Source organism: Tautonia sp. JC769 (assembly GCF_040717455.1).
In the GTDB taxonomy this organism is placed as follows: domain Bacteria; phylum Planctomycetota; class Planctomycetia; order Isosphaerales; family Isosphaeraceae; genus Tautonia.
This window is the reverse complement of sequence record NZ_JBFEFH010000012.1, coordinates 36,284-49,429: the sequence shown is the minus strand read 5'-3', so window position 1 is coordinate 49,429 and position 13,146 is coordinate 36,284. Positions and strand designations below refer to the sequence as shown.

Here is a 13,146-nt window from a genome sequence, read left to right as displayed (position 1 = left end):
GCTCTCGGCGGTCTTGCTGCCGTCGACATCGTGCCCGTCGGCGACGGTCACTCCATGTAGAAGATCAGGTCCTCGACCTCGGTGGCGATGCGGCGGATGTCGGCCTCGGCGCGGCGATCGAGGGCGGCGCGGAGATCGGTGAGCAGGGCGAGCAGCTCGGACGCGTCGTCGTCGTTGGCCCGGGGCAGCAGGCGCTCGGCGCGTTCGATCAGGGGGATGGCCGACCGGATCGCCTCGCGGACCTCGGGGGCGAGGGTCGAGTCGTCGGCCAGGTCGGAGAGCGACGCATCGGTTTCGACCTCCTCGTCATCTTCCGACTCGGGGGTGATGTCGACGACGGCGGCCCCGGGCGACGGGTCGAACAGGTCGTCGAGGCGGTCGACCGCGTCGGTCCGGTGGCGAGCGCGGAAACGCTCCATGGCGTTGTCGATCGTGACATGGCGGGCCAGGCCGGTGGCGCGTTCGGTGGCGGTGACCTTGAGGATGCCGTCGAGGTCGAGGTCGAGCCGGACGACGATCGAGTTGCCGGCGTGGACGTCGGCCAGCCCCTCGATGGTGAACTCGCCGACGAAGGTGTTGTGCCGGGTGTCGGCGTGCTCCCCCTGGAAGACCCGGATCGTGGCCCCTTTCTGGCCGTCGACGACCGTGCCGAACAGCTCGGTCCGCGAGGCGGGCAGGGGGGTGTTGCGTTCGATGATCGGCGCGAAGCGGTGCAGGTCCGGCAGGCCGTGGTGGAAGTCGAGCGACTCGATCCCCAGCGTGTGCGGCGTGATGTCGACCAGGACCGGCCCCACATCGACCCCGGCGATCAGGGCCCCCTGGACGGCGGCCCCGAGCGCGACGGCCAGGTCCGGCTCGATCTCGGCATGGACCGGGCGGCCGAGCCGCTCGCGGAGCAGGCGATGGACCAGGGGCGTGCGGGTCGCCCCGCCGACCAGGACGACCTTGCTCACCTGGTGCGCCGACAGGCCGGCGTCGGCCAGGGCGCGGTCGAGGCTGCTCAGCGTGCGGTCGAGCAGGGGGAGGATCATCCCCTCGTACTCGGGGCGGTCGATCGTCGTCCGCAGGTGGAGCGGGACGCCCTCGGCCTCGGCGATGAATTCTTCCTCGATCCGCGCCGCGGCCTCGGTCGAGAGGACCTTCTTGGCCTCCTCCACGGCCCGGAGGACCCGAGCTTTGGTCGCGAGCGAGTCGCGGAGGTCGATCCCGTGCTCGTCGAGGAAGCGTTCGCAGACGTGGTCGAGCAGCAGTTGGTCGAAGTCGTCGCCGCCGAGATGGGTGTCGCCGTGGCTGCTGAGGATCTCGACGACGCCGGCCTCGACCTGGGCGATCGAGACGTCGAAGGTCCCGCCGCCGAGGTCGTACACGAGCAGCCGTTCCTGCTCGGGAGGGTGGGGGTCGTAGGTCAGGACGGCGGCGGTCGGCTCGTTGATGATCCGGGCCACGTCGAGGCCGGCCAGCTGGCCGGCCTCGCGGGTCGCCTCGCGCTGCCCCTCGGTGAAGAAGGCCGGCACGGTGATGACCGCCTTCGAGACCGGGTGGCCGAGGCTCGCCTCGGCCCACTCCTTGAGGGTCCGGAGGATGATCGCCGAGATCTCCTGGGGGCTGAACGCCCGGTCGCCGAGGGTGACCGTCGCCTCCTGCCCCATCCGCCGCTTGATCGAGCGCACCGTCCGGTCGGGGGCCAGGGCGAGCTGATTCCGCGCCGGGTGGCCGACGAGCAGGCGGCCCTCGGGATCGAGGCCGACGACCGACGGCAGGATCGCCTCGCCGTCTTTCCCCCGGAGGACGACCGGGACGCCGTCCCGGACGACCGCGACCTCGCTGTTGGTCGTCCCCAGGTCGATGCCGATGATCGTGTCCATGGGCGGTCCTCGGTCAGGCGGAAGGGTCATCCCCGGAGTCGTGCCCAGGCTCGGTCGGGGGAGGAGAAGGCGATGAGGGGGGCGGCGTGGATCGGGCGGCGCGGACCTCTGCGAATCGGAGCACCCGTCCCCGCCAGCAGTACCCCCGGCGGACCTCATCGACCACCAGCCCGGGCGCAACCCCTGGGGCGTCCGCCAGCTCGACGACGGTCATCCGTTTCGGGTCCGCCGGCTGGCCGACGGTCGCGATCCGCTCCAGCCGCTCGGCCGTCATGACGCGGTGCAGCCCGCCTTGAATCAAGGCGATCCCGTCGATCAGGGCGTCGACCAGGGCCGGGCGGAGCCACCGCGAGCGATCCCGGATCACGGCCTGGACCTTCTCATGATACGCCCGGGACCGGAGCCGGGCGAACCAGGACTGCCCTCGAAACGTCGCCTCGATCGCGGTATCGAGATCCCGGGCCGGCTCGACGACGAGCCGATCGCGGGCCTTCTCCCATTCGCCCCGGGCGCGGTCGAGCGCCTCGTCGAGGTCGGCCAGGGCCTCGGCCAGGGGGCGGGCGGCGGCGAAGGCGGCCTGCTGCTCCTTCGGCTCGACGGATCGGAACTGCTCGATCGCCCGGCGAAGCTCCGGCAGGAGCGCCTCGGACTGGTCGCGGAGATCGCGGGTGCCTTTGGTCTGGAGCTTCACCTCGTGCCGCAGCGCCGTGAATTCCTCGACGAGGCGGAGGAGTCCGACGTCTGCCCCGGCGTCGGAGTCGGACCGGACGACCGGCTCCGACTCGGCCTCCTCGCGGGTGCGATGGAGCCAGTCGCGGAGCAGGTCGAGCGCGGCCTGGTCGTCTCGGGACAGCTCGGTCATCGCGAATCCGCCAGGTGGAGCAGGTCTGCCACGGGGACGCGGTCGATCCGGGACCGGATCCGCGCCCGGAGGTCGCCGGTCATCGCCGCGATCGAATCGGTCGAGCCGACATGCAACAAGAGGTCCTCCAGCCGCCGGCTCGGGTCCCGGACCGCGTCGTAAGCGGCCCGGATGGCGGCGAATCGCTCGGGGGAGCGGTCGGGGGGATGCTCGCGGACCAGCTCCAGGTAGCGGAGGCGGAGGGCCTCGTCGTCGGCGTCCCGGGGCAGCCCGAGGACTTCGTAGGGGTCACTCATGGGAGGTCACCGCTTCTTCTTCTTTTTCTTGGGCTTCCGGGCGTCGAGCGGGGAGCGTCTCGGCCGATGGCCTGGCGGGGGCGGGGCCGGGAGGGCGGGGCCGGGGTCATCGGTGAACAGCTCGCCGAAGTCGTCGTCCTCGTCCCCATCCCCGAACAGTTCGTCCTCGAAGTCTTCGTCATCGAGGGCAAATAGGTCCTCGGGCCTCATGCCCGATCGCTCGAAGAGGTCGAGGATGGCCTGAGCCTCGGGCGGGAAGCCCGCCGGGTCCGGCGGAGGGCCGGCGGTGTCCGGGGTGCCGGGGCCGCCGAAGAAGGGGCCGAACATCCCGAGCGGGCCGGATGACAGCCGGTCGAGGTCGTCGAGGAAGCCGTGGAGCTTCGGGATCAGGGTCGCGGCCCGGGGATCGGTCGCGGCCCGGGCCTCGGCCAGCGTCAGGGCCTTCTGGAGCCAGTTGCGGGCTTTCGTCGGGTTGCATCGGAACGGCCCTTTCTCCATCTCCCAGGTGCCGAGGAAGGTCGGGAACTGGGGGGCGTCGGGGAAGAGCCGCTCCCCCTTCCGGGCCAGGGCCTCGAACAGCTTCCGGTCGCCGGGGACGTGCCCGACGAAGGCGCAGACGGCGGTCAGATCCTCCTCGCGATACTTCAGGCGGGTCGTCCGCTTCAGGTAGGCGGCGACCTGGCGGATGTGCGTGTCCCGGCCCGTGTAGCGGATGTCGGTGACGAGGAACGAGTTCATCAGCGAGGCCAGGGCGCCGGCGGTCTCGCCCCGGGTCTTCCCGGCGGTCGCCTCGGACCAGAGCGCCTCGAACGGCTCGCGCCTCGGCTTCGTGAGGCGATAGCGGCGGGCCTCGATGAGGATCGCCAGCCAGAGCGGCGCGGGCTCGACGAGCAGGCTGCGGGCCTCGTCGATCAGGGCGTTGGCCTGCTCCTCGCAGCCTGCCTTCAGCTCCAGGACGATCCGCCGGGCGAGGAAATGCGTCGATCGTGCGTCCTCCGGCCGCAGCGCCGTCGCGGCCTCGAAGGCGCGGCGGGCGTCCTCGAACCGCCTCTTCAAGGCATGATGCCGGGCGAGGCTCACGTGGGCCGCCCACTCCAGGTTGGCCGCCCTGGCGTCCAACGGCCGCAGCGCCCGGGCCTGTCGGGCATAGTCCAGCGCCAGCGACGGATCATCACGGTCTTGATAATGCGAGGCGAGGTCGAGCAGGGTGTCGAAGTCGTCCGGGAAGGCGTCGAGCAGCCGCCGGCTCACGGCGGCGGCCTCCTCCGGCTGCTCCCAGCCCCGATGCAGCGTGATCAGGCTCTCGAAGCCCTGCCGGTAGGCCGGGCAGGCCTTCAGGGCCTCCTCGAGGAAGGCGACGGCCTTCTTGCGGGCCCGGGTGCCCGAGGGGCCGACATGGATCACCCCGTCGAGGCCTTCGTGGGCCAGGTCGTCGGCCTCGTCGGCGAAGACCAGGCCGAGGTGGCGGAGGACGATCGCCCGGGCCATCGGCCGCTCGTCCTCCCGGATCGCGGCGGAGGTGTCGAGGTCCTTGAGGTACTTGCGCCAGTAGGGCTCGGCGTCCTCGAGCGACCCCTGCGGCCCTTCCCAGAGCAGGGCATGGAATCGGTTCCAACGCGGGTCGATCGCGAGGGGTTCGAGCGATCGGGTCACCTCCCGGGTCGCCTGCATGGCGTCCTGGTAGCCGAGCCGGCTGATCGACTTGATCGCCGGGTCGTAGAGCACGCTCGTCAGGCGCTGGCCGAGCGTCGGGTCGATCGCCCGGAGCCCGGGCCGGATCGCGTGGATTGCCCGAAGGGCCTCGGGCCAGCGGTCCTCGGCGATCATCGCGGCGATCGACCGGAGCGGCTGGATCACCGCCGCGCCCAGGGTGTGCCGCTCGATCCCCTCCAGGGCCGGGGGGATCGGGGCGTTGGCGTCGGCCGTGTCGAGCAGGCGGAGGGCCGAGGCAATCCGGCTCGGGGCCCGGGCCGTGTCGAGGCGGTCCCAGGCGGCGGCCACCTGGGTGTCATCACGCTGGTGGAAGGCAATCAGCCCAAGCGTGAAGCGCTTCCATTCGCCGAACGGGGAGCTCCGGGGAACGTCCTTCAGGAGCGACCGGGCCGCCTCCGCATCCCCCGACTGCACCGCGGCGAGCGCCTCGAGAATCCGGGCCGCACCCTCGCGGACCTCGGCCGGGGCGCCGGAGGCGCGTTCCGGGTGCAGGATCGCCTGATCGGCCACCCGTCGGCGGAGGTGATCGGCCCCGTCCGGATCCTCCCCGAACCGGCGATGCAGCGCGAGGGCCTGGTCGGCCAGACCGACGGCGACCAGCAACTCGGCCGCGGGGACGGCCAGGGCCGGGTCGGTCACCCCGAAGGTGATGAGATGGTGCGCGACCTCCTGGGCCGCCGAGGGCATCCCCCCCTCGACGAGTTGTCGGGCCCGGAGCAGGTAGGCCCGTTCGAGCAGCCGGTGATGCTCGGCGGTCGGCTGGTCGCGATGGCAGATCTTCGCCCGCTTGACGGCGTCCTTCAGCTTCCCGGCGTCGATCAGGCGGTCGACCTCGGCCCGAGGGGTCCGATCCCCGTCCGACTGCTTCGGAGAGGTTTTGCGCTTGCCGCCTGGAGCCATTGACCACACACCGGGATCTCGGGGGTCGGGATCGTTCGACGCGAGCTTGAGGCAATCGGCGTACGAAGGGCCGGATCGGGGTGCGATGCCTCACCACGGGCCAATTCTGCAGATCGTCCGGCGGATCGGCAAGCCATCCGGGCCATTTGAGCCCGAATCTGCATGATAGACTCGCAGGAACATCGGTCGTCGAGTCAGGGCAAGGGGGGCGTTGCCATGCGAGCGGGATGGAGAAGGCGGGTGCGGTCGGTGATGGCCTGGCTCGGCGTCGGAATCCTGGCCTCGGCGGCCTGGGTCGGCCCCCGGGAAGAAGCCCGGGCCGATTACGACCCACCGAGGGGATATGACGCGATCGGCTACGGGCCGGAAGGGCTCGCCGGGAGGGCCTACGGCAAGGGAGCCTGGTACGCCCTGCCGTACCACACCAAGAGCTCGGTCTACGGCTATCGGGATCACGCCTACGGCCGGGGCCCGCTGATCAACCTCGGCGGCGCGGCCCTGCAGCCGGGATTCCGAGGCTATGGGGTGCTCGGGAGTCCCGGCTACGGGCTGGGGATGTATCCGAGCACCTGGACCGATCAGCGCCCCGCCCACGGGATCGGCCACTGGTTCGGTCACGGCGGCCTCCGGGGTCCCCGACACGGCCGTTGAGGACGCCCAGGGGGGGGCGATCTGGTCGAGTTTGACGGCTGGGCGGGGTTTGCGCCGGCCGTCAAGGTCATTTCGACCGGGAAGACCGTTCGAATCGCGCTCTTGCTCAAGGTGCGCACGAAACGCTTCCGATCCTTGGGGTGAGCCGACCGTGGCCGGTTGCAAGGAACGCGGTCCGGGCACGGTCTGATCGTGTTCTCGCTGCCCCGAGGATGGTGTCGAATGGATCAACTGAATCGACCGAGGGGGCGAGGCCGGCGGCTCGGCCTCGCTGGACTCGGCCTCGTCGCGACGATCCTGTTCGGGATGGCCGCCCTGGAACCGTCCCGGGCGAGGACCATTCAGGCGGTCGAATCGGACCAGGACGCCATCCCCGTGATGGAACTCGGCCCGATCGCCTCGGACCCCCTGGCCGAGGAGATCCCGGCCCTTCCCGATTCACCTCCCGAGGTGCCTCCCTTCGAACGGGCCGTTGGCGAGCCGTCGCGGCCTGCTCCCGCGACGATCCCCGACCCCCCCCCCGAGGCGGCCGCCGCCGACCCGTTCTCGCCCGTCGATGCCGGGGATGTGGCCGCTCCGGAATTGCCGGCGATGCGGGAGCATGCGGCGACCGAGGTCCCGGAACCCGATCGCGAGGCACCCGCCCCGGACTCGGAACTGGCCGTCCAGTTCGTCCCCGGGCCCATCCCGCGGCCGGAAGGCGTCCCGAGTCCCCCGCGACCGGTCCCCCCGTCCCCGCCGCAAGCCCGATATCCCCTGCAGGTCCCGCCGCAGTATCCCCCCCAGCCGGGCCTGGCGCCGGGGGCCCCGGAGGCGGCGGGAATCCTGCCCGAAGCACTCCCCGACGAGGAACAGCCCAAGCTCTCGCTCCGCGTGAACAACCAGGATATTCGCCAGGCGCTCGAACTGCTGGCGGCGCAGGCCGGGGTCAACATCATCCCGTCCCGGGGGGTCAGCGGGACGGTGAGCATCACCCTGGAAGACGTCACGTTCGATCGGGCGCTCGACATCCTGCTCAGGATCGCCGACCTGGAGGCGCGTCGCGAGGGGGACCTGATCTTCGTCTACACGGCGACCGAGGCCCAGGAATTGCGCCTCCGGGAGAACGAGCCGATCGTCCGGGTCTACCACCTCAACTATGTTCGCGCGTTCGACATCTACGCCATGATCGCCCCGTTTTTGAGCCCCCAGGGGACGATCTCCCTGACCCCGCCGAGCGCGCAGGGGATCACCGGGGCCGGCGGCGCCGGGGCCTTCGGGGGGTCGACCGGCGGCATCGTCGGGGGCGCGGGGGGCGTCGGGCTGGTCGGCGGCGGCGGCGGCCTGGTCGGGCCGGGGGGCGGCGGGGCCTCCGGGACCGCCGGCGGCATGGCCCTCGGCGGGAACATGGCGGGCGGCGGATTCCCCGGCCCGGTCGGCGGCGGCGGATCGACCGGGGGCGATTCCTACGCCATGCACGACATGGTCGTCATCCGAGACTTCCCGGAGAACGTCGAGGTCATCGATGAGATCGTCGCCCGGCTCGACGTCGAGCCGCTGCAGGTCCTGATCGAGGCGGTCATCGTCAGCGTCGAATTGCGCGACAATCAGGAGCTGGGCGTCAATTTCGCCGTCGTCGACAAGCTGGCGACCGAGGCGCTCGTCTCGGGGAGCGGGGCGGCCATCAACCTGGCCGGGGGCTTCAGCCCGGCCCAGGTGCTCTCCGCCGCCAACGCCCCCCCGGCTCCCCCCCAGCTGGGGGGGTACATCGGCGATCGACCCGGGCAGTTGCTGCCGGGCTATCTCGCCGATCAGGGCTTGAAGTACGGTTTCGTCAGCAACAGCGTCGCCGGATTCATCCGGGCCCTGGAGTCGCTCAACAAGATCAACATCCTCGCCAGCCCCCGGCTGCTCGTCCTGAACAAGCAACTGGCCGAGATCCAGCTCGGCCAGCGGCTCGGCTACGCGACCACCTTCACGAACCTGACGACCGCCTCGGAGCAGGTGCAGTTCATCCCGATCGGGACCTTGCTGTCGATCCGGCCCTATGTCTCGCAGGAGGGGATGGTCCGGCTGGAAGTCCACCCCGAACGGAGTTCGGGATTCATCGACGTCAACGGCATCCCCCAGCTCACGACCTCGGAGCTGACCACGAACATCATGGTCCCCGACGGCGCGACCATCGTGATCGGCGGCCTGATCGACAACACCGACGAGATCCGGGAGGACGGGGTCCTCGGCCTCAATCGCCTGCCCTTCGTCGGCCCCTTGTTCCGGACCCGGGCGACCCGGGCGTTGAAGCAGGAACTCCTCGTCTTGCTGACCCCCCGGATCATCAACCGGGACGGCGGCCTGCCCAGGCCCGTGCCGGGGAACCCGCCCGTCGGGCCTTCGGGGGTGCCGAATTCGGGGCCGATGCCGGGCCAGCCGTACTTCGTCGAGGCCGGGTGCGAGATGCCGAACCTGGCGCCGACCCTGCTCGACCCGGACGTCCTGATGCGCCGGTCGCCCCGCGAGACCCTCGGGGCGGGCTCGGGGCTGAGCGATCTCATCGGCGACGACTTCGGGAGCAGCACACCTTCCTCGGTCGACGAGATGCTCCAGGCCGCCCGGATGACCGCATCTCTCGACGATCCGGCCGACCCGCCCGAGCCGGAGCAGCCTTCTCAGCAGGATCGGCCCTGGTGGGATCCGCGATCCTCGGCACCGCCCCGGGGCGCCCCCGACGCCCCGAGGGACTCGCAGGTGACGCCGGCGGCCCCGATCGCAGACCAGGATCAGGAAGAAGATCAGGGATACCGGCCGGGAGATCTGACCCGGACCATGTTCTCCCGCATCGCGCAGGAAGAAGACCGGGGATACCGGCCGGGAGATCTGACCCGGGCCATGTTCTCCCGCATCGCGCAGCGTCGGAAGAAGCCGGATTCCGCCCTGCCCTCGATGCAAGGGCCTGCCCCGTCGCACGTCCGGGCACAGGCGAAGCCCGCGTCGCCGGTCGCCCCGGCGGCCCTCCCCGCCAGGGACGCCTCGGTCTCGGCCGTGGGCATCGCGCAGCACGTCGTTCGCCCCGGCGAGGATTTCCGGTCGATCGCCGGCCGCTACTACGGCAATCCCGCCCTCCACGCGGCGCTCTGGGCGGTCAACCGGCACACCACCCCGGCTCCCGAGGGATTGCAGCCGGGCATGACGCTCATGCTCCCCCCGACCGAGGTGCTGGAGCGCGTCTACATCGACGCCGTGCAAACAAGCCTTCGGGCACAGAGCCCGGCCGAAGCCTCGGCTCCTCCTCCCCCAGACTCGAACGATGCCAACCGCAAGCGCTGGTTGAATGTCTTCGGGAAGCGGTGAACCCGCACGCATTGAATTGCACGTCCCCAACGCACGATCGGCGGGGCGGTTCGGGCCGGAGCATCGGCTGAACCGCCCCGCCGATCGTCGTTTGGTCGGGGCCCGATCGGGCCGTTCATCAAGGCTGGACGGGGATCACCGGGGAGATCTGCCCGGTCCCGAGCACGCTCCGTCCGGCGAAGAGCAGGCGAACCCCCTCGAGGATCTGCTCCCGAGAGTTCCCGATGATCGTGTCAATCGTCGCCAGGTACAGTTCCACGGCCGCTTCCGAGCCCACGGGCAGGGGCTGCGTGGTCAGTTGCTCCAGCAACTGTTGCGGCCCCTGGCCGGCGATCTGATTCGCCACCAGGAACTGAATCGCCGTCTCGGGCCGAGGGGTGTGGTAGGCCCCCGGGATCCGGGGCAGCCGGATGGGGAGCCGGTTGAAGTAGGTGACCAGATCCTGGGACAGCCTCTGGGTCCGGTCGGCGACATAGTTGAGATACTGGTTGGAGACGTTCTCGAAGTCCGGCGACGGCGAGATCAGCACGATCTCCAGGGTCGAGCCGGCCGGCAAGGGGGCGTCGGGAGCCGGGATGATCCCATTCTCGGTGATGAGGCTGCCGAAGCCGCCGGAGACGGGGTTGAATGCCTGGACGCCGGTCAGCAGCCCCGAGGCGGTGCCGGTGATCTGGTAGAGCCTGGGGGCCTCGCCCGGGGGCCGGGCCGCGACCTCCAGGGGTGCTTCTTCGGAGGCCGGGGGCAGGCTGGTCCCGCTGGGCACCGAGAACAGGCCGCTGCCCGGCTCGTAGGAGTCGACCAGGGTGAGCTGGATCGTCTGGGAGGACTCGACGGCGAAGGAGCCCAGATACTGGTCGATCGCCCCGGCGATGTCGTCGCGGAAGGCGTCGTACTGCTCGTTGATCACGACGGCCGGCGTCTGCAGCGTCCGGGCCATCGCCGGCTGGGGCAGTCGCGCGGCCATCGGCACCTGGGGCAATCGGGCGGCCATCGGCGCCTGCGGCAGTCGCGCGATCCTCGGGGCCTGGAGGAAGCGGGGCGAGGGCGGTGTCGGCCGGTTGGCCGCCCGGATCGCGGCCAGCGATTGGGCCCAGTCGCGCATCGCAGGGCGAGCCAGAGGCTCTCGGAAGCCGATCGAGGAGAGGACGATTCGATCTTCCAGCGCGTCCCAGGTCCTGGGACGGAATCGGTGTCGTCGCGGCGTGCTCATTGGCGATTGGCCCTCCTGAGTTCGACGGGCCCTCCTCGGTGCGGCGGGCCGTTGGCGACGAGACGATGCGCGCGCCAGGACGTAGCGTCCGCCGGACGACGGGGGCTGAACGAAAGGAGCTATCGGCCGTGCTGGTCTGCCCTCGCCACCCGGGCCGGGCGGCCCGGGGCGCGAACCCCAGGAGCATCCGGCACGACCCCCCCCTCGGGGCGATTCGCGCCAGCCGGACGACCGGGTCGATGACGCCCGCGGGGCGAGTCGATCAGGTGGCGCGTGCCGGCCAGTGGCGAGCGTCCGAATCGGCGGCGAAGGTCGGGGTCGATCGCCGCTGAATGGCCTCGGAGGTCTTCCGCAGGAGGAAGAGCTGATAGGCGAGCAGCGAGAGATAGAGCGCGATGAAGATGGGGAAGAAGTGCCGGACCCGGAATCGCGTGCCGAACATCCGATGGTGCTCGAAGACCAGCAGGATCGGCAGGCAGACGGCCGTCATCAGGTATTTCCCCAGGACGAAGGTCATCGGCCCGTGCTCGATCAGGACCGCCATGAGCGGGTTGGCCTCCTCGCAGAAGAGGTCGATGAGGATCATCGTCAGCACGCCGTCGGTGAGCGTCAGGATCAGGAGCATCAGGATCATGATGCCGAGCGACCGGTCGTAGCGATCGACGAAGGAGAACGGGCCGAGATCCGCCTGCCGTCGATACCGTTGGCGCCGGGCCGGCGTCCGGAAGGCATCCCAGGGGCGTGTCGGTCGTTTCCGGCGATCGCCGGAGCGGGGGCGGTCGAAAGGGGTCTCGTCCACGACTCGGCTCCAGTGTCAGGGCGATTCGGGAGGCTCGGGGGGAGAGGGTTCGAACGTGGTGATCGGCCCCTCGACATCGAGATGGGCCACCGGGTCGTAGGGCACCGCGGTCAGGCTCCACCGACTCGACGGCGGTTCGGACTCCGGCTCGGGGTCCGGCAGGTGCTGGAAGATCAGGGTGTAGCGCACCAGCGTCTCGGAAGAGACGTCGAGGAAGACCACGAAGCACGAATAGGCCCCGAACTCGTCCAGCTTCTCCTCTGCCGGAATCCCGGTCTCGAGCAGGCCGAGCCCCACGGCCAGCGCCGAGCGCTTCCCGGCCTGCTGATCCGTGCGGCGGCGGAGGGCCTCCTCCATGCCGATGGTCGTGGTGCACTGGCGGTTGGCCAGGCTCCAGACCATGAACAGCAAGGTCAGTTGCGCCAGGACGGCGGTCAGGGCGATTCCCGGCCGCCGGAGCGGGACGCTGGGGCGTCTCATGGCTTGATCGCCTCGAAGGTGTAGAACCGGGAATAGCTCTTCCTGAGGATGCGATACCGGAACTCGAGCGTCAGGATCAATCGCTCCTCGGAACCGAGCGGAATCTCCGCGTCCATCGAAGCCAGGTCGGTGGCGACGACCGAGGACGCCCCCGTCCTCGAGTCGGTGCGCACGAGCATGCCGCGAGTGGTCCCCGGTGCATTCTGAAACGAATAAACGATCGCGTGATTGGGGGATTCGAAGATCGAAGGGTTCCCCTCGGGGTCTGGCTCGGCAACCCCCTGCCCGCCGTCATACCAGAGTTCCAGGTCGCCGGACGCAAGACGCCACCCGAGCAAGCGATGCTCGTCGCGGTCGCCGACCGGCCCGCCGAACGGGGGGAGTGACCCGCCCAGGTCGCTGGACAACGAGGCGGCGGCCATGATCGCCTCGCCCGCGATGCGCCCCCGGTAGTACGAGTCGACCGCCGGCACCCCGAAGGCCTTCCACGAGAGCAGGCAGAGCACGCCCAGCAGCCCGGTCAGGGCCGTGGCAATCGCCATCTCGATCAGGGTGAAGCCGGGGCGTCGGGATCGATCGCGGGTCATGGCGAGGGCTCCGGGTCGGGCGGCGGAGCTTCGCCGGAGGATTCCGACTGCTCGGTCTCCTGGTCCAGGGGAGTCACGGACACCTCGACCCGGGCGCTGCTGCCGATCAGCGAGAGGCTCGACGAGAGGATCGTCACGGCATTGACCGGCTCCGTCGGGGGGGCAGGGTCGGTCGCGGGGGGATTGGTGGACAGGGTCGCGTCGAATCCGAGCTTGCGGAGCCAGAGGTTCTCGGACGCCCCGAGGTGCTGAGCCGGCACGAGGTAATTCACCGCGTCGGTCGAGAGGGTGTTCTCGATCTGGGTGATCAAACGGGTCTGGGACGCGACGATCGGCGCCAGGCCGGCCAGGGCCACGCCGAGCACGGCGAAGGCGACCTGCACTTCCAGATAGGTCGATCCCCGCCGGGCGAACGACGCGGGCGGGGCATCGGAGATGGCTCGTCTCATGCTCGAA

Annotated in this window: 11 protein-coding genes; 2 read left to right on the top strand and 9 right to left on the bottom strand. The window is 70.5% G+C overall.

Features of this window, described 5'->3' with window-relative positions; translation table 11 throughout:
- Nucleotides 1-47: 47 nt before the first annotated feature.
- Genes AB1L88_RS13705 through AB1L88_RS13690 form a run of 4 tightly spaced genes read right to left on the bottom strand, consistent with a single transcriptional unit; the run spans nt 48 to nt 5,636 of the window.
- Nucleotides 48-1,865, bottom strand: a complete 1,818-nt coding sequence (locus AB1L88_RS13705; protein WP_367097233.1) for an Hsp70 family protein — start codon at nt 1,863-1,865, stop codon at nt 48-50.
- A 13-nt stretch (nt 1,866-1,878) separates the two neighbouring features.
- Nucleotides 1,879-2,727 carry a nucleotide exchange factor GrpE gene (gene grpE, locus AB1L88_RS13700; RefSeq protein ID WP_367097232.1) on the bottom strand — a complete coding sequence of 283 codons (849 nt, stop codon included), beginning with the start codon at nt 2,725-2,727 and terminating at the stop codon, nt 1,879-1,881.
- Nucleotides 2,724-3,023: a J domain-containing protein gene (locus AB1L88_RS13695; RefSeq protein ID WP_367097231.1), complete on the bottom strand. Its 300-nt coding sequence runs from the start codon at nt 3,021-3,023 to the stop codon at nt 2,724-2,726. Before AB1L88_RS13695 ends, grpE begins: the two co-directional genes overlap by 4 nt.
- A 6-nt stretch (nt 3,024-3,029) precedes the next feature.
- The gene (locus AB1L88_RS13690; protein WP_367097230.1) at nt 3,030-5,636 is read right to left on the bottom strand and encodes a hypothetical protein; all 2,607 of its coding nucleotides are present in this window, start codon (nt 5,634-5,636) and stop codon (nt 3,030-3,032) included.
- A gap of 216 nt (nt 5,637-5,852) precedes the next feature.
- Here AB1L88_RS13690 and AB1L88_RS13685 point away from each other — a divergent pair, with 216 nt between their 5' ends.
- Both AB1L88_RS13685 and AB1L88_RS13680 read left to right on the top strand, forming a co-directional pair.
- Entirely contained in the window at nt 5,853-6,287 is a 435-nt protein-coding gene (locus AB1L88_RS13685) for a hypothetical protein (RefSeq protein ID WP_367097229.1), read from the top strand.
- Nucleotides 6,288-6,509: 222 nt separating this feature from the next.
- Nucleotides 6,510-9,614 carry a hypothetical protein gene (locus AB1L88_RS13680; RefSeq protein WP_367097228.1) on the top strand — a complete coding sequence of 1,035 codons (3,105 nt, stop codon included), beginning with the start codon at nt 6,510-6,512 and terminating at the stop codon, nt 9,612-9,614.
- 118 nt (nt 9,615-9,732) lie between these two features.
- Here the strand turns inward: AB1L88_RS13680 and AB1L88_RS13675 are convergent, their stop codons facing one another.
- From AB1L88_RS13675 to AB1L88_RS13655, 5 genes are all read right to left on the bottom strand, one after another.
- Nucleotides 9,733-10,824 carry a hypothetical protein gene (locus AB1L88_RS13675; RefSeq protein ID WP_367097227.1) on the bottom strand — a complete coding sequence of 364 codons (1,092 nt, stop codon included), beginning with the start codon at nt 10,822-10,824 and terminating at the stop codon, nt 9,733-9,735.
- A gap of 262 nt (nt 10,825-11,086) precedes the next feature.
- Nucleotides 11,087-11,623 carry a DUF5658 family protein gene (locus AB1L88_RS13670; protein WP_367097226.1) on the bottom strand — a complete coding sequence of 179 codons (537 nt, stop codon included), beginning with the start codon at nt 11,621-11,623 and terminating at the stop codon, nt 11,087-11,089.
- 15 nt (nt 11,624-11,638) lie between these two features.
- Entirely contained in the window at nt 11,639-12,103 is a 465-nt protein-coding gene (locus tag AB1L88_RS13665) for a hypothetical protein (protein ID WP_367097225.1), read from the bottom strand.
- Nucleotides 12,100-12,690 carry a prepilin-type N-terminal cleavage/methylation domain-containing protein gene (locus AB1L88_RS13660; RefSeq protein WP_367097224.1) on the bottom strand — a complete coding sequence of 197 codons (591 nt, stop codon included), beginning with the start codon at nt 12,688-12,690 and terminating at the stop codon, nt 12,100-12,102. The genes AB1L88_RS13665 and AB1L88_RS13660 overlap by 4 nt, the downstream gene beginning before the upstream one ends.
- The gene (locus tag AB1L88_RS13655; protein ID WP_367097223.1) at nt 12,687-13,139 is read right to left on the bottom strand and encodes a hypothetical protein; all 453 of its coding nucleotides are present in this window, start codon (nt 13,137-13,139) and stop codon (nt 12,687-12,689) included. The genes AB1L88_RS13660 and AB1L88_RS13655 overlap by 4 nt, the downstream gene beginning before the upstream one ends.
- Between the last annotated feature and the right edge of the window lie 7 nt (nt 13,140-13,146).